Raw genomic sequence first — 15435 nt, forward strand, 5'->3', positions numbered from 1 at the left:
TGGAAAAACGCCTTGCCTGCTTCCCGGTCATAGAAAAACAAATCCCGTCCGGTCTCCAAGTAATGTAATGTTACCGCCTCCCCCAATACAGTGACCGCCGGCAAAGCCATTCGCGCATCCCGCCCTGCCACAAAGCTGACGGCCGCCAGATGGTCGAGAATATCCTCCGTCGCCGCCGACATGGGCGCTCCTTAGCCCTGCTCCGGGAAAAAGGTCCGAAAAACCTCCAGCAGCGCCTCGCCCAACTCCGGATCGTCCGTCTGCGGATTAATGATCGCCACAGTACAGGCCTCCAGCGCATCGAGCCCCGCCACCATCAATGCGCCCGCATAAATCAGCGCCCGGGTGGAGGTGACCTCCTGCAAGCCCTGTTCCTTCAGGTTACGGGCCTTGCCTGCAGCGGCTACCAGTGCCCGGGCCCGGGCCTCATCGATACCGGCCTCCTTCATCACAATCCGCGTTTCCACCTCAGCGGGCGGATAATTAAAGTTCATCCCGATAAACCGCTGCTTGGTGGAGGGTTTGAGGTCCTTCAGCACCGTCTGGTAGCCTGGGTTGTAGGAAATGACCAGCATAAAATCGGGGTGCGCGACAATTTCCACGCCGAGCTTTTCAATGGGCAGAGAACGGCGATGGTCGGTCAGCGGGTGAATGACTACCGTCGTATCAGTGCGCGCTTCAACAATCTCGTCCAAATAGCAGATTGCCCCTTCCCGCACCGCCTTAGTCAGCGGGCCGTCCTGCCAGACCGTTTCGTCGCCCTCGATCAGAAAGCGTCCGACGAGATCTGAACTGGTGAGGTCTTCATGGCAGGCTACGGTCACCAGCGGTCGCTTCAGGCGCCACGCCATGTGCTCCAGAAAGCGGGTCTTGCCGCAGCCTGTCGGCCCCTTGAGCATTACCGGCAGACGCCGACCCCAGGCCGCCATGAATACCCCGACCTCATTCGCCACCGGCTGATAAAAGGGCTCCTCGAAGAGCAAGCGCAAGCCGTTACCCCCTGCCATTTTCGTCGCACTCATACCTTTCCCTCATGATTTTGCTCAGCATAACTGCGCATGTATAGAAAAATGTGACGCAAAGTATGAATCACCATACGCTCCGGCTGTGCGGGCAACGCATCGGCACGCTCTGCGTTCAGACAATTCTGGTAATAAACCAGTTCACGGCAATTATCGCGAATGGTATTCCAGTGGGGTAAGCCCTTCACCAGCGTTTTCCATAACTCCAGCAAATCCGCATCACTGGCATAGGGTTTGTGCTCTGCGGTCAGCATGATGCGCAACATCGCTGCCGCTTCCGCCACACCCGCCGCCACCAACTCCGGCAATGCCATTCCGGCAACCTGTTGCCGCGCCAGTGCTTCAATACGCTCGTGCGCTGCATCTAATGTGCTTATTAACTCGCTTGACTTGGTCATCATCACTCCTGATGGGATTTACGGCCGCGCCTGCTATCACTCCGGGCGGTTTTCATCTAGGATAAAAGAGTTTTAACTGAATGTGTGTACAATTCATTTTATAGCGTGATTAAGAAGGGGCTACCATGAGTACGAATCTGATCAAAATGGTCAAACTCAACAACCTGCAATATAACGCCAACCGCGACCCGCAAGTTTATCGCCGCGTCGTCGGCCATCCTTTCCGGATTCAGGCCATGCTGGAAGGCAAGGGCAGCGCCCAGATCAGCGTCACCTGCGAAGGCAAGACGCTGAAAGAAGCCAGCCTCGAATTGCCCGGTATTTTCTCCTACGAAATTACCTTCAAGAACGCCGGCATCCGTATCGCCACCCTCACTGTCAGTGCCGGCGGCCAGAGCGAAAGCCACGACCTGCTGTTGGACACCGAAGCTCACGCCAAAGTCGGTTAATACCTCGCCGTCGGTAGCGCCCATCGGTGCTTCAACTGATGGGCAGGACCCCCAACATTTACCAGCCAAACTGGGCAAAGAACTCCGGTAGGCGCTGTAAACCCACATCTCGATCAAAAAAACGATCCGCCCGCACCGAACGCGCCGCATCCCGCCGTTCCTGACTTCCGCCCAGACAAAATACCGCAATATTCAACTGATATTCCCGCCGCAAGGTGTCAATCAGTTCAATAGGATCCGCAATCTCCGGATCATCCAGATTGAGCAGCATAAAACGATGCAGTAGGACTTCCTGCCAATCGCCGAGGTCGTCCAGATCCGTCGCCTCCGTCATCTCCCAGCCTTCGGGCGTCGTCGTCGCGACGACCGCGCGCAGCTCTGGATCACTCGCCATGAGAATAAAACGCTTGCGCATCCGATCACTGATACTGGGCACCAGGCCACCTCCATTGCATTGATTTTGGAAAAACCACCCGCACCAACAGACTCAATCCGCCCAGACTGCCGTTTCTAATAGTCGTTCACCCCAGAGCGAAGCCTCTTTGCCGACGACTTCTCGCAACTGTTCACCAAGCTGGACAGAGGCAGGCTGCAGGCCTATTAACCGGCCCTCCTGCTCCGTCGGCCAGACCGAACCCGCGACGCGCCGCAAAGTACCATTTTCCGTCCATACCCGCAGCCAGTGACCATCAAGCCAATGCCGCTCCGTCAGGAAAGCACCCGCTTTGAGCTTGATACCGGCAGGCACTCGACGACGGGCCGGTTGGTTCCAGTCCACGTCCTCCAACTCCGCCTGCACCATCGCACGTTGCTCGGCTTCAGTAGGCGTCGTCGGAAAAACGACGTCCCAGCCTGCCGCTCTGAGCAACGCCGGGCAGACCTCCAGCAAAGCCTCGGGACTGACCACCCTGCCCAATAACGGCGACCAGCTACACAGCCCTTCCTGCAACGCTTCTAACAGCCATGTGCGAAAACCCGCCGAAGGCGCCGCCACGCAGTCCACAAAGGACGCCCACTGCGCCTCCAGGATGAAGCTGCCGCCCAACACCAGACTGTGCCTGATGGTCGCGGCCCCGGTACCACCGATCTTGCACCCTTTACACCAGAAATCATGCCCTCCCTGCGCCGCCACTTTCAGGCCAAAATACGCATGCACAGCGATCACCCAAGGGGCAATCAGAGCAAACAGTTCAGGTGCGCGGCGCACCCGCGTGGCCGACGGAAAGATAAAGAAATAACTCAACTGACCAGGATCTACCCAAACCAGACCGCCACCCAGGGCGCGCTGCACAACCGGAATTTTCAGCCGCTCGCAAGCCGAGCGATCCAACTCCGCAGCCGGCCCTTGCGCGGCTCCCAGACTCAGATGGGCGGCAGATTGTGCCAACAGCAGGATGGGCACATCCTGCTCACCCTGTGCCTCCGCCAAACCAACATAAGCACGGTGCAGAGCCTCCGGGGCAAGCATCCCCAGATGAATCAGGCGAATTCGCATGACTTACAAAACCGCATCCAGTCGAAACGACTTATCCGCCCCAATCAGCTCTGTACGGCCCCATCCTGCGCTTCTTTATCCTTCGGCCGATAAAAAGCGGAGAAATAGAAGTCGCGCTCATTGAGGGCCTGATGCCAGAGCACCCGCTCTTCCACACCCGCCTGCATGATCCCTGCCATGGCCATGGACTGCTCACCGTCGAGGATCAGGATGGTATCCTGCAGGTCCTCGTCCAGATCGATGAAATGCGCTGCCAGTCCATGCGGCTCCTGAACATGCACCAAAAAGGACTTGCAGGACGGGTCTTCGGAGTCCAGCGGTGTCATCACCAGTCGCCCCATGTAGGCCATGCGCGCCAGCTGATTGAACCGGGGGATCTCCAGCTTCTTCCCCATCTTGTACCTTTTCAGCTCATTTTTCAGACTGCTCACATCGGTAATCGGTATCGACTTCATGATAATCCCTAGCAATGCGCTCTGTTATATGTTCCCCCAAAACCTCCTCCCCGCGCAAGGCGCCCACACAAAAAAGGGAGACGGTTACCCGTCTCCCGCATACCCTGAGGAGGGATTTTTTAGAAGTCGTAACCGACCTGAAGGCCGTAGGAGTTTTCGGCGAGGGTGGCGCTGGCGGGCTGCATTCCTCCGAAGGGGAGACCTGGCGCTGGGGCTGTAATGGTGTTGCTAAACGCATGCATATACGCTTCTGTCAGCTTCCAGCCCATACCCAGCTTTTGTGTTGCACCAAAGGTAATTGCATTTTGGACGATACCCGGGAAAAGCAGGTTATTTGCGGTGTTGGCATTACTGATTGGGTTAGAGCCCCATGTATAACCGCCACGGACCTGCAACCAGTTGGTGAGATCATACTGAGTACCGATATTGGCCACCCACTGGTTACTCCAGTGCATGGGTAATGCAACACTAGACTGCCCCTGCCAAGGGCCGTATATGTTAAAGTTATTCATGGTGGCGTGCCAATTTATCCACTGCCCTTCCACGCTGATTAACCACTGAGGGGTAGGACGGATAGCCAAACCTAAAGCTATCTGCTGAGGATAATTCAGATGTCCACTATATTGCCCGAACCCGCCTTGCTGTCCCTTCGGACCCATCTCTTGCGACTCTTGCCAAGTCATCGGGGTAAACATTACGGGGGACTTATAAGTCGCACCCACTGTCACCATATCATTGACTTTATAGAGCGCACCCAGAGTCACGCCTACACCGTAAGCCCAGGACGGACTGGCCAGATTCAAACCATACGTTTGTCCTGGACCGGTAGAGCGGCTACCTGCGGTGGTAAAAGTCTGCTGAAAAGAGCCCTGCTCCGCAGCAATATTCAAAGAGGCACCAACAGCAAGATGGCTGTTCACTTTCATGGCCAATGATGGAGCCATTTCCATAAAAGTAATACTACTATACGCCTGAATAGTGCTACCTGGATATTTCAAATAGCCTCCGTTCGGGTTAGGCATCATTGGAGTAACCCCAGCCTGCAAATAGTTCACCCCCAAACCGGAAGTACCATACACACCACCACCAAAGACGATGCCGTCGCCAAACGCCGGTGCCACCCAACCAATGGCAGGTACGCCGTAGACGTTACTGTGGCTACCCGTCTCGCCAAAACCAAAATTGGTTTTGCGGGTTGGGTTGAAAATTTCCGCCGAATAAGCCGCCTGCGGAGTCATCAACGCCAATCCGGCCGGGTTGCTCATCGCCGCAGACAGAGGATCATCCGGAGCCGCAACAACGGCACCCGCCATGCCCATGGCGTACTGACCAATACCGATCAACTGATAACCATCTGTAGCAAACGCACTGGCCGACAGGCCCATCGCCAACGTCGCGCCAACCGCAATTCCTAAAATCCGTGATTTTTTCATTTTAATCCTCCGCCCTCAGTTGTATCGCTAATGACACGATAATTGTGTTGGAACTGGAACAGTGTTGCAAGGCCTTGGTTCTATCAATTTTTTAATCCATTTATCAATCCATAAAATATTGGTTTATTAGCAATAATAAATATTATGAGATTTAATGATTACAGCACCCAATAAAAAAGGGGCCAAAGCCCCTATATGCGCACTACATAATACGCCCAGATGGGGTTAGCCCAAGAATTGCAAATCCTGCAAGCGCATCTGGCGCCGCACGACTTCCACATCTTCCTTGTTCAGCGCGAAAGGAAAGGAGCGGATATCCGAAGGCGACGAATCCCCATAAGGCCGGTTACAGGCACTGACTTCTTCATCATCCTTTCCTGGGCAGCCGGAGGTTTGAAAGGGCTTACCGGAGTTGATGATGTCTTCCAATTCGGCCTGCGGGTAACCGAAGTCTTCAACCCGGCCATAGATGTCAAAGCCCATATCCTCGTAACGGCCACCGGCATAGTCAATCAGGAAGCGGCCCAACTGCACCCGGCGCCAATGATCCTGGGGCACCGCATCCCAATCTTCCATCATGGAACCCTTCTCGGGGAAGAAGGCGAACATATGATTGTGGCCACCCATATCTTTCATCTTCTGGCAGACGGCGAGGATTTCCTGCTCCGTCTCACCCATGCCGCAGATCAGATGCGCGCCGAATTTCTCGGGTCCATAAATCTCTGCGGCCCATTCGATGGTCTGCCAGTACTTATCCCAGGAATGGGGGCTCTGTACCGTCTTGCCACGGGTGCGCTCAAAGATTTCCGGCGTCACGGCGTCCAGCGCGACGGTAAAGATATCGGCACCCATCGCCTTGAGGTCGATAAGGTCCTGCTTCTCCATGGTGGTTGGATTAGAAAGGATGGATGCGGGGATGTGGGGCGCCACTTCCATCCAGCGCTTCAGTACGACTTGTGTATCGTGATCGGAATCAGGATGGGTAATCATACTGATGCACATGCGCTGGAACTGGCCCTTGTCGCCGTTCTTGGCGACACGTTCGAGCATTTCATCCACGCGCACCGTCGGCCAGTCCACCCGGATGAAGTTGCGGTCGGCATAATCGCGGCTCTCTTCGCGGTGCCGAGCCAGACCACAATAGGTACAGTTGGCACGGCAACCTTCCGGATAGGTCATCAACAGGTTCAGGCAATTGGTACAGGAAGTTCGGTGCATCACCCCGGGCACCAGACCCAGCGTAATCGCCGCCGCGGTGCTTAACTGCACATATTCAGGCGACCGCATCGTCGGCGTTTTGACGAAATAATCCGGGCGATAAAAGTTTAAGGTCTGGGAATTTTCTTGCGCTACCGCACTCATGGAAGTTCCTCCTGTCATACCGCCTCAAGCGGCAAAGTATTCATCAAAGGCGATCCAACCGGATCGCATCACCCTGTCTTCCTGGGCCGTAGGCTGTCGCCAGACGGCCTCCAAAGATTTTCTCCGCTGCACCGCCCGCGCGAGGGCCGGACCAAACTGATCCTGCATGTCTTCTGCGTAGCTCTCTAATGCATTCTCATCGCCCGCCAGGCAATCAGCGGCCGCCAATCCCGCACCCTCACCACTGATCACCGCCGCGGGAATGCCCGCCCCGGTAATGGGATGAGTAAGCCCCGCCGCGTCTCCGGCAAGCACCACGTTGCCATGCACCATGCGCCGAATGCCGCCCACGGGGATCGCGCCGCCGGTACGTCCGAGGACGGCTTCGCCGACGATGCCGCGCGCCACCATCTGCCGATGCAACTGCTCCAGCGGCAATTTAAGATTGTCCTCAAAACGCCGATCCGCACCCAGTCCGAGATTAGCCACCGGCCCGCGGGGAAACAACCAGCCATAGCCTCCCGGAAAAGCATCCGAAAGGAAAATATCCGTATCCGCATAGGGACGCAGCAACGGCACCGTGTATTGACGGGTATAAACGACCTGTTGATGCGGCAAGCCCGCGGCCTCCGCCACCAGGCTGTGGGGCCCATCGGCGCCAATCAGCACGCGGGGATGTACCGTGAACACTTCATCCGTGTCGCACCGCAAGCGGGCCACTGCACCATCCCAGGAGAGGAATTGGCAACGGATTTTCACCTGCGCGCCCGCCGCTTGCGCCAATTCCACCAGCCTCTGGTCAAAACGTGCCCGGTCAATCATCATGCCGGGAAAGACGCTGTGATGCTGTAGCCCGGATGGCAGCACCGTCAGCATCCCGGCTACGTCCTGCACCCGCGAATCCGTTTCATGCACGGTACGCAAGAGCGGCATGGGGACAAATTCGGCGCATTGCACCGGGACACCGATCTCCGCACGGCGATCAATGCAGATCACCGTAAGGCCGCGGCCCGCAGCGGCACGCGCTGCCGCCGCGCCGGCCGGACCGGCACCAATCACCAGTACATCTGTGGCTAAGGGGTTCACGCGTCTTGTGCCGCCATCCGCAATACCGTCGCGAAATGCTCCGGCTGTAAGCCGAAGCCATCGACAGCCTGTTCCTCGAATAATCCCGCAATGATGCCATCCACGTCATTCAGGTGGACATTACGCAGCGCTGCCTCAAGGTCGACGATAGCGCGCTGCGGCTGGATAAAATAGTCACCGCTAAAATGGACTTGCCGCACCCTGTTCCCATGCTTATCCCAAAGCATTTCCGCTTGCAGCGTGCCGCCGGGGGCGCGTAACGTCGCTTTACGCAATGGCATATCGTCACGCGCGCGGTGGTTGATGCCGAGCCACTCCGCGTCACGCACCTTCGCCAATGCCTCTGGCAGCAATGCGGCAACCGCATCCGGCAAGTCGCCCCGGACAAAAGACAACCCCAACTGCGCACGGAAACCATCCAGCAAGGCTTTCTGCACCACCATCAATTCCGGCGCTTTACCCAGCAAGGCTTTCAAGCTCGTCACCCGTTCCGCCACCGAAGAAACTGCATGGGCGTCCAACTTCTCCAACGGCACGCGCAGTATGCGCAACATGCGCGGGAGATCCAGATCGACGAGCACCGTGCCCTGAAACAGCAACACGTCTCCATCCATAATTCCACCGGTGCCGGAAATCTTTCGCCCCCCCACTTCAATGTCATTGCGCGGACGAAACTGCGCACGCACCCCCAAAAGTGACAAGCCGGCCGCTGCCGCTTCACAGATCTTCCGTGCCAGTGACGCCATATCACCCTGGGGCAGCGCGTCCCGCCGACACACCAACTCCCAGCCTATTTGGGTGGGATCAAAAATCAGTGCGCCGCCGCCGGTGAGACGACGCTGCACGGCGATCCCCTGTTCACGGCAAAACTCCAGGTTGAGTTCCTGCTCTGGTGATTGGTGATAACCGACCAGCGCGGATTCCTCAAAGCGCAGGAAACGAAAGATGTTGGGAGTCCGACTTTCCGATATCGCCAGAAGCAACGCTTTGTCTAAAGCCATATTTTCGTCGGCGGGGCGTAGTCCGGTATCAACCACAAGCCAGTCATCAGAGACGTGCGCTGTCATAATGCAAGCCACCGGAAAAAAATGGCGCCCAGGGAAAGCACCATTGTCTCAGGCCGTAAATACAATCGGGATATCCCGCAGTTGTGTACGACGCTTCGGCGCGACAGGAACATAATCCAAGGGTATGGTGGTCGTCTCGTCACCGAGTGCCAGGACTTCTTCACCCACGATCATGGAACAACAAGAAGGCGTCACAAAAACATCCCGGTCCAGATGTTTGGCGAGCGCCAGCATGCCATCGGAAGGAAAGGCCACGCCGTTCAGTCCCGCCATGACCGCATAGGTGTCGGTGATGGAACGATGCACACCGGACGGACGCGCACAGCCCAGCAACACCGGGGTTTCCGGCAGAGCAGCACGCGCATCCATAAAGAATTTACCGATTTCTTCCGTCGCTGGTGTCGCAAAAGGCCGACTCGAAGAAGCATACTGCGACATGATTACCACCAGCACCAACGCACTGGGCAGATGCCGCCGGATAATTTCGAGAGAGTTCCATTCACCAAGCAGCTCCCCGTAATGCAACCCGATGACAATATGTGGCACCACTTTCATTTTGGTGGCCACCAAGGCTTCCAGCGCGGCCTCAAAATCATCCACCGAACGGCGCAGATGGTAGACCTGATTGATGGTATCCTGCGCACCGATCACGTCCATCATGGCCACATCGACACCCGCATCCTCCATCCCGCGGGCGAACTCCGGGGTCGCAATGCCCGTATGCATGGCAATTTGTAAATTCGGATAGCGATCCTTAATCTTGCGCAGCATCGGGAAATAAGGTTCATAATGGACCACATTCTGATGGTCCGAGCCGCCTGAAAGAAGCAGCCCACGACCCCCATCCAGGACAATCTGGTCCACCAGCCGATCCAGTTCTTCTGGCGTCCGCACCGCAATCATAGGCTCCAGTATCTTCGCCTTACAGTGATCGCACTGTAACTTGCAGTCCCCACCAGTGATGGAAATGGCCGGGAAGGCATTCTTCCCGCATGCGGAGACCTCCGACGTTTCATGATGCTTGAAAGAAGGCGTATAGAAATTGATACGACCCACCTGGCTACCGGACAGACCGGACCACCGTTCGCGCATAGAGTCCACCAAATCCGCATTGAGGACCAAATCCTCCAAAGCCTCTACTTGAGAAACCGCGTTTAACCATGGGTTCATATGAAATTCCATCCTTTACACAAAGAGAAAACTAGACGGCCGCATGTGCGGCCGCCTTCTTGAATCATGACGGGCTTTTGCTGGTCAGCAGCCGCCAAAACCATCCGTCGTCATCTTTTCCTCAAAGGCCACCAAGACATCGGCGCCAGTCTTCAGTTCGCTGGAGTCACCGGCAAAATCCGCCGGAGTCAGCTTAGCGATCCAACCGCTGCCATAGGGATCCTTATTAATAAGACCGGGATCTTTCGCAACGTCCTCATTGCTTGACAAGACCGTGCCACTGACGGGACTCTTCAATGGACCCACCCACTTGCCAGACTCAACCGTGGCTGCCGACTTGTCCTTCTTGATGTCCTTACCAGCGCCCTTCGGCGTATAAGAAACGATCTGTCCAGCCAACGCACAAGCATAGGAAGTCATACCGATGGTCACACTGCCATCATCTTCCTTGCGCAGCCACACGTTATTATCCACGTTGTACAACAGATCTTCGGGGATTTCACAGCCACGTACAGTTCCCATCATTTTCTCCTTCGGGGTCACATTTTAGGTAAACAGAGCCTGCTGCCAAGCAGCATTAAAAAAACAGCAGTCGGTCCACGGACAAAATCAAGTCGGCGAGATCACCGGCAGACGCCACCGCATCCACTTCCTCAATCAGGTTGTCGGCCTCGATCTCATAGCCTGGAAGTGCCGGGCGACATACGTGAATTTCCACCCCGGCATTTTTCGCGTCACGAATAAAGTCAATAATGCGCTTACCACCAGCCATCGCCGAGAGATTTTCCGCAACACCCGTCTGCATCAGCCTGACCGCTTCCATCGTGCAAAAAATCTTAACCTCGGCATCCATGGAAGACAACAGGGCGCCCAGATAAAAAGGTGTCGCACAGCGATGTGCCGTGCTTGGTCCGCTGGTCATCACGATGACCACCGACTTTTCGCCCTGATCCTCCAGGTAGTGATCGCTCATCGCATTCCTCGTTCACAATGAATATCATCACGCAGACAGCGCTGCCGGTACAACTCAAAGGCAGCGTCTCCAGTAGACAGCTTTTCGAGCGCAACGTCTACCGAAGCCACTGGCCGTACCCGTGCGATCCATGCTTCGTAGGGTTCAATATTGAGAAGATTGGGATCTTCCAACACATCTTCGTTGGCCAACTCAATCACGCAATCAAAGACATTCGGTACCGGACCCGCCCATTTCCCACTCTCAATAGTGGCGACCGGCTTACCCACCGGACGACGTGTCCCAGGCCTGCGTACCCGGACATGCAAAATCTTTCCCGCAATCGACTGAGATATGTCGGTCATACCCACGGTAAGTGTGCCATCGCCTTCGCGTCGCACCCAGATTTGGCATTCCCGATCGTAATATAATTCGGCGCGGAATTCGCAACCGTTACATTCCATAGCCTTCCCCTGGTGTCAGCGGCAGGTAAAAAAAAGCGCCCCGCAAAGGGGCGCCCTTCTACACCGTCAGATAATACCTTTGGCAGCGAGAAGATCCATCGAGTCGCTGACGTTGTCGGGGATACCGACTTTGCGCGCAGACAGACCCATGGCCAAACCAAGCAACTGGGTGAAATAAATCACCTTGACGTTCGATTTGATACCAAACTCGATTTCGGCACGTACCTGATGCATTTCCAGGCCGGAATGGCAAGTGGGACATTCGGTGGCAATCACTTCCGCACCGGCATCTTCCGCCGCTTGGAGAATGTTCAACACCAACTGGGTGGAGGTGTCCGAATCCGATAGCGTATGGGCGCCGCCACAACACGCCGTTTTCAGCGGGAAATCCACACTGACGGCACCGGCAGCGGACAACAAATCATCCATGAAATGTGGCGCATAAGAAGACTCGGAGCCAGGACCCTGATCCTTCTCCGGAAAAATCTGCCGGGGACGGGTGTACATGCAACCGTAGTAGTTGGCAATTTTCAGCCCATTCAAGCTCTTCTTGACCTTGCTTTTGATGCCGTCGGTGCCCACTTCCTCCATGAACCACTCCAACGCGTGCAAGCTGCGCACTTCGCCTTCATAAACAGGGTCACCCGATTTATTGGCGAGTTCCTGCACCGTCTTCATGGTTTCTTCAGAAGTAGCACACTCATATTCGGTCTGCTTCAAATTGCGATAGCAGCCATTACAAGGCGCCATCACCGTATCACAACCCTGCAGCTTACTGGCAATGGCCAGATTCCGCGCCGACATATAGGTCTGCAACATGGGATGAATATTCTTCACCTCCATCGCGCCACAGCAGTTGTAGTCTTCGAGGTTTTCCATCTCCAAACCGAGTTCTTTCACCAGAACGCGGGTGGACTTGTCATAGGGCCCGCCGGAACCTTCCAGCGCACAGCCCGGATAATATGCAACCTTAGCCATGATGAGCAGCCTCCTTCTGTGCCTTCACATATTCGGCGAGGACTTCACCGGTTTTGCCCCAGGATTTGGTCTTCGGACGGAACACCACATTCATTCCCATTTTGGCCAACTGACCCAAGGGCATGTGCTTAGTCAGACGCTTGCCAAATTCCACGATCCAGGCCTGAACCAGGGGCTGGCCGGAGCGCTTGAAGAATCCCACCATGACTTCGGTATCTTCTATGCGCCCGAATTCGATGCACTGATGGGTGAACTCCTCATCAAAATGCGTCGACAACGTCTTCGGGGTTAAGCCGTTATCTTCCAACCAATGCGCCGTTGCTTTCATAACCCCTTCAGGACGGACATCCTTGGGACATATATTGGTGCATTTATTGCAGGAAACACACTGCCAGATGATGTCCTTATCTTTTATCAACTCGGCTTTCAGCCCTAGACGAATCAGATAAATCCAGTAACGCGGATTAAAATCCACATTCTGCGCATACATGGTGCAGGAATTTGTGCACGAGCCGCACTGCCAGCAGCGATGCACGTTCTCACCGCCGCTGTAACTCTGGATGATCTCTTCAAAATGCTCTTCGTAGTCCGTCAGCGTCCGCGGTGTAATCATGGTGTTCCAGGAACCGGAAACATCCACCCCATCCACCACCAGGTGATCGTGCTGCAAAATCCGATCGGGATCGATCAGTGTTTTCTCATGAATAGCCATAGCTGCTCCTATACCCTAATTCATTAATGAATGTCGTCTCTTTTGATACGAGAACCACCCATTCGCCGGTGTACCTCTACGCCCAGCAACTTACGGATCTGTTCCGTAAAATCTGTTTGGCCGCCAAAATCGGAACGCAAAAAGCCTTCTGCCATAGCGCGCACGTATTGCGAATACTGGTGGGCCAGGATGATATCAACCATATAAGGTACATCACGATACACCCCTAACTCCAAGAGCGCCTCCCGCATCCACTGGCGCAGGCCCTCAAACATTTCCGGACTTTCACCGAAAGGGAAATCAGTCAGGTAGTCGCCGCCGCGGATGAATTCCCGCACTGCGCCTGAATTCGTACTTTGATCCCAAACCCAACGCGTCATCAGCGGATACCGCTCGGGATCGCTGAAGTGTAAAACTTCGGCCCCCATATCCCTGATAACGCGTTTCGCCTTTCCTGTAGCAGGTAAAGCCTCTTCAAAACGCATCATGCGCTGTGCCAGATCGCCGTGACCGCCCAGCAAATCGCGCATCACTTCACCCACTCGCGCAGCGCCCTGCTCCTCTATAACCGGCCAGATTTTGCGTCTCGCGGTGAACATCTGTTCAACGAGATGCGCCATTCGCGCATCGGTCAGCGGCTGCTGGTCCTCCAGGAGAAGATGACGAAAACTCGCCGTCTTCTCTGCCAGACTACTCACCAGGGCAGCAAGGCCCTGCTGTCCCTCAAATGCCGCTTCAAGCTCATAAAAGGATTGGTTGAGCAGCCCCTTATCGAGATTGATCGGCAGCGAGGCGGGAACGATATGCTCTGCGTTCCCGTTGTGGTAGATGTCAGCTGGCAACTTTCTGTTGTCCGTAGAGATCCGCTACCGCCCGCGCACCGGCGGACTGGCCTTGCGCGATAGATGTATCAATGTCTTCTGGGCCGGTCGCCGCGCCACACACGTAGATACCCTTGCGCGTCGTGCCCTGGCTATTCGTGTACTGTTCCGCACGATCGATAAATCCATGCTTTTCCAGACCGATACCAAAGGTCTTGGCGATTTCTGGATTTAAGGTGTTGGGATCCATACCGATGGCATGCACGACCAGATCCATCGGAATGACGATCGGACGTTTGACCAAAGTATCTTCACCCTTGACCAGCAAACGGCCATCGGGAGACATGGTGACCTCGGCAATACGCGCCTTGACGAACTTAGTCTTATACTCTTCCTGGCTCTTCCAGTAGAACTTGTCTTCATAAAGGCCGAAGGTGCGGATGTCCATGTAATAAATGAACACGTCAGTGCTCGGAGAAATTTCCTTGATCTCCATGGCCAAGTTGGTGGAAACGGTGCAGCAGATCTTGGAGCACCATTCACGACCAATCTGGCGGTCACGCGAACCGACGCAAAGCAGAATAGCCACACGCTCTGGAACTCGGCCATCGGAGGGGCAACGAATCTGACCCGCACTCACCATCTGCTCCATCTGGGTAGTGGTAAGCACGTCCTCGTATGTGCCGAAGCCCCATTCCGGCTTGTTGATGGAGTCGAAATGGGTGAATCCAGTGCCAAGAATGATTGCGCCCGCTTCGACTTTATCGCCGTTGCTCAGGGTAGCTGTAAAGTTACCGGCTTCGCCCGCCACCTGCGTGACTTTAGCAGACTTGTGGATGCTGACGTTCCCGTCGCCTTCCACACGGCTGACCATACGGCCGATGGCATCTTTAGCCCATTCGCCCGACGGTACCAGTTTGGCGTAGCCCGAGATGATGGGAGCGCCACCAAGAATATCTTCTTTTTCGACAATGACCGTCTTTTTACCCATCGATGCGATGGTGGCTGCTGCCGACAAACCGGCTGGACCCGCACCTACGACTAAAACTGTATCTTGTGCACTCACTGAACTTCCTCCTTAAGCGCTCGCTTTCATATTAATATTTTGATTAGTGGCGAGTTCGGGGTTGTAGAGGTATTCCACATTACCCTGTTCCACCTGTTTGAGATATTCCTGGAAATCGGCCTTGGCTTTATCCCAGCTGATGCCCATTTTTTCGACCAGGTCTTCACAGGGTGAAGCGTGCCACTGCAACTGGACGATCTTGAAGGGATCGGCGCCACAGGCGAGCGCCGCGAGTTGCACGTCGGCGATGATCGGCATGGAGTAATTCATGTCGTGCGCCTTGCCGATCCACTGGTTCTTGTCCAGCGTGGTGATGCAGCCGGTGTCGATGCCGATCATGACGTCGGCCTTGGCTTCTTCCCGGGCCACCTTGATCTTGCGATTCATGGAGAAGCTGCGGGTGAACTCACGCTCGGAAATGATGTGGCGAAAACCAAAGCCACAGCAGTCGTACCAGGTGGAGTAGTCGATAACCTGCGCACCCAGGGCCTGCGCGACGGAGGTG

20 protein-coding genes are annotated in these 15435 nt (G+C 55.4%); 1 reads left to right on the forward strand and 19 read right to left on the reverse strand.

What is annotated here, in order from left to right:
- The 3 genes from HF921_RS08930 to HF921_RS08940 all read right to left on the reverse strand — a co-directional run.
- Positions 1-182 (reverse strand): hypothetical protein (locus tag HF921_RS08930; RefSeq protein ID WP_215892801.1); only part of this gene is annotated, 182 nt, incomplete at its 3' end.
- A gap of 9 nt (positions 183-191) precedes the next feature.
- Complete coding sequence (locus HF921_RS08935; protein ID WP_064219225.1) at positions 192-1022, reverse strand: CbbQ/NirQ/NorQ/GpvN family protein; 831 nt, start codon at positions 1020-1022, stop codon at positions 192-194.
- The gene (locus tag HF921_RS08940) at positions 1019-1420 is read right to left on the reverse strand and encodes a hypothetical protein (RefSeq protein ID WP_064219226.1); all 402 of its coding nucleotides are present in this window, start codon (positions 1418-1420) and stop codon (positions 1019-1021) included. The genes HF921_RS08935 and HF921_RS08940 overlap by 4 nt, the downstream gene beginning before the upstream one ends.
- A 125-nt stretch (positions 1421-1545) precedes the next feature.
- Between HF921_RS08940 and HF921_RS08945 the strand changes: the two genes are divergently transcribed.
- On the forward strand, positions 1546-1869 hold the full coding sequence (locus tag HF921_RS08945) for a hypothetical protein (protein ID WP_064219227.1): 324 nt from the start codon (positions 1546-1548) through the stop codon (positions 1867-1869).
- 58 nt (positions 1870-1927) lie between these two features.
- On the opposite strand, the gene HF921_RS08950 is transcribed toward HF921_RS08945, so the two are convergent.
- The 16 genes from HF921_RS08950 to HF921_RS09025 form a co-directional block, all read right to left on the reverse strand.
- Positions 1928-2305 carry a hypothetical protein gene (locus HF921_RS08950; protein WP_081258082.1) on the reverse strand — a complete coding sequence of 126 codons (378 nt, stop codon included), beginning with the start codon at positions 2303-2305 and terminating at the stop codon, positions 1928-1930.
- A 51-nt stretch (positions 2306-2356) separates the two neighbouring features.
- Positions 2357-3364, reverse strand: a complete 1008-nt coding sequence (locus HF921_RS08955) for a lipoate--protein ligase family protein (protein WP_215893695.1) — start codon at positions 3362-3364, stop codon at positions 2357-2359.
- A 44-nt stretch (positions 3365-3408) separates the two neighbouring features.
- Positions 3409-3819, reverse strand: coding sequence for a hypothetical protein (locus tag HF921_RS08960; protein ID WP_215893696.1), 411 nt, complete (start codon positions 3817-3819; stop codon positions 3409-3411).
- Between the two features lie 119 nt (positions 3820-3938).
- Positions 3939-5252, reverse strand: coding sequence for an OmpP1/FadL family transporter (locus tag HF921_RS08965; protein WP_215893697.1), 1314 nt, complete (start codon positions 5250-5252; stop codon positions 3939-3941).
- Between the two features lie 225 nt (positions 5253-5477).
- The gene (locus HF921_RS08970; RefSeq protein WP_064219231.1) at positions 5478-6614 is read right to left on the reverse strand and encodes a radical SAM protein; all 1137 of its coding nucleotides are present in this window, start codon (positions 6612-6614) and stop codon (positions 5478-5480) included.
- 24 nt (positions 6615-6638) lie between these two features.
- Entirely contained in the window at positions 6639-7700 is a 1062-nt protein-coding gene (locus tag HF921_RS08975; RefSeq protein ID WP_215893698.1) for a geranylgeranyl reductase family protein, read from the reverse strand.
- A complete protein-coding gene (locus tag HF921_RS08980; RefSeq protein ID WP_215893699.1) occupies positions 7697-8767 on the reverse strand; it encodes a lipoate--protein ligase family protein in 1071 nt (356 codons plus the stop codon). The genes HF921_RS08975 and HF921_RS08980 overlap by 4 nt, the downstream gene beginning before the upstream one ends.
- Before the next feature lie 48 nt (positions 8768-8815).
- Positions 8816-9937 (reverse strand): radical SAM protein, encoded by a 1122-nt coding sequence (locus HF921_RS08985; RefSeq protein ID WP_064219234.1) that lies wholly within the window; start codon positions 9935-9937, stop codon positions 8816-8818.
- Between the two features lie 84 nt (positions 9938-10021).
- A complete protein-coding gene (locus HF921_RS08990; protein WP_226834418.1) occupies positions 10022-10462 on the reverse strand; it encodes a glycine cleavage system protein H in 441 nt (146 codons plus the stop codon).
- 52 nt (positions 10463-10514) lie between these two features.
- Complete coding sequence (locus HF921_RS08995; protein WP_064219236.1) at positions 10515-10910, reverse strand: DsrE family protein; 396 nt, start codon at positions 10908-10910, stop codon at positions 10515-10517.
- Positions 10907-11353, reverse strand: coding sequence for a glycine cleavage system protein H (locus HF921_RS09000; RefSeq protein WP_064219237.1), 447 nt, complete (start codon positions 11351-11353; stop codon positions 10907-10909). The genes HF921_RS08995 and HF921_RS09000 overlap by 4 nt, the downstream gene beginning before the upstream one ends.
- Before the next feature lie 66 nt (positions 11354-11419).
- On the reverse strand, positions 11420-12331 hold the full coding sequence (locus HF921_RS09005) for a CoB--CoM heterodisulfide reductase iron-sulfur subunit B family protein (protein ID WP_064219238.1): 912 nt from the start codon (positions 12329-12331) through the stop codon (positions 11420-11422).
- Positions 12324-13043: a 4Fe-4S dicluster domain-containing protein gene (locus tag HF921_RS09010; protein WP_064219239.1), complete on the reverse strand. Its 720-nt coding sequence runs from the start codon at positions 13041-13043 to the stop codon at positions 12324-12326. Before HF921_RS09010 ends, HF921_RS09005 begins: the two co-directional genes overlap by 8 nt.
- 23 nt (positions 13044-13066) lie before the next feature.
- The gene (locus HF921_RS09015) at positions 13067-13885 is read right to left on the reverse strand and encodes a hypothetical protein (RefSeq protein WP_064219240.1); all 819 of its coding nucleotides are present in this window, start codon (positions 13883-13885) and stop codon (positions 13067-13069) included.
- Positions 13875-14930 (reverse strand): CoB--CoM heterodisulfide reductase iron-sulfur subunit A family protein, encoded by a 1056-nt coding sequence (locus HF921_RS09020; protein WP_064219241.1) that lies wholly within the window; start codon positions 14928-14930, stop codon positions 13875-13877. Before HF921_RS09020 ends, HF921_RS09015 begins: the two co-directional genes overlap by 11 nt.
- Before the next feature lie 12 nt (positions 14931-14942).
- The coding region (locus HF921_RS09025) for a heterodisulfide reductase-related iron-sulfur binding cluster (RefSeq protein ID WP_264318198.1) at positions 14943-15435 on the reverse strand (493 nt) is incomplete at its 5' end.

This window comes from Acidithiobacillus ferriphilus (genome assembly GCF_018854775.1).
Classification (GTDB): Bacteria; Pseudomonadota; Gammaproteobacteria; order Acidithiobacillales; family Acidithiobacillaceae; genus Acidithiobacillus; species Acidithiobacillus ferriphilus.

What these genes read in the sequence shown, in the direction of transcription:
- HF921_RS08985 (WP_064219234.1), bottom strand. Translation starts at nt 9,937, where the DNA reads ATGAACCCATGGTTAAACGCGGTTTCTCAAGTAGAGGCTTTGGAGGAT.
- HF921_RS08945 (WP_064219227.1), top strand. Translation starts at nt 1,546, where the DNA reads ATGAGTACGAATCTGATCAAAATGGTCAAACTCAACAACCTGCAATAT.
- HF921_RS08940 (WP_064219226.1), bottom strand. Translation starts at nt 1,420, where the DNA reads ATGACCAAGTCAAGCGAGTTAATAAGCACATTAGATGCAGCGCACGAG.
- HF921_RS08995 (WP_064219236.1), bottom strand. Translation starts at nt 10,910, where the DNA reads ATGAGCGATCACTACCTGGAGGATCAGGGCGAAAAGTCGGTGGTCATC.
- HF921_RS09000 (WP_064219237.1), bottom strand. Translation starts at nt 11,353, where the DNA reads ATGGAATGTAACGGTTGCGAATTCCGCGCCGAATTATATTACGATCGG.
- HF921_RS08935 (WP_064219225.1), bottom strand. Translation starts at nt 1,022, where the DNA reads ATGAGTGCGACGAAAATGGCAGGGGGTAACGGCTTGCGCTTGCTCTTC.
- HF921_RS08965 (WP_215893697.1), bottom strand. Translation starts at nt 5,252, where the DNA reads ATGAAAAAATCACGGATTTTAGGAATTGCGGTTGGCGCGACGTTGGCG.
- HF921_RS09010 (WP_064219239.1), bottom strand. Translation starts at nt 13,043, where the DNA reads ATGGCTATTCATGAGAAAACACTGATCGATCCCGATCGGATTTTGCAG.
- HF921_RS09005 (WP_064219238.1), bottom strand. Translation starts at nt 12,331, where the DNA reads ATGGCTAAGGTTGCATATTATCCGGGCTGTGCGCTGGAAGGTTCCGGC.
- HF921_RS08990 (WP_226834418.1), bottom strand. Translation starts at nt 10,462, where the DNA reads ATGATGGGAACTGTACGTGGCTGTGAAATCCCCGAAGATCTGTTGTAC.
- HF921_RS08980 (WP_215893699.1), bottom strand. Translation starts at nt 8,767, where the DNA reads ATGACAGCGCACGTCTCTGATGACTGGCTTGTGGTTGATACCGGACTA.
- HF921_RS08970 (WP_064219231.1), bottom strand. Translation starts at nt 6,614, where the DNA reads ATGAGTGCGGTAGCGCAAGAAAATTCCCAGACCTTAAACTTTTATCGC.
- HF921_RS08960 (WP_215893696.1), bottom strand. Translation starts at nt 3,819, where the DNA reads ATGAAGTCGATACCGATTACCGATGTGAGCAGTCTGAAAAATGAGCTG.
- HF921_RS08955 (WP_215893695.1), bottom strand. Translation starts at nt 3,364, where the DNA reads ATGCGAATTCGCCTGATTCATCTGGGGATGCTTGCCCCGGAGGCTCTG.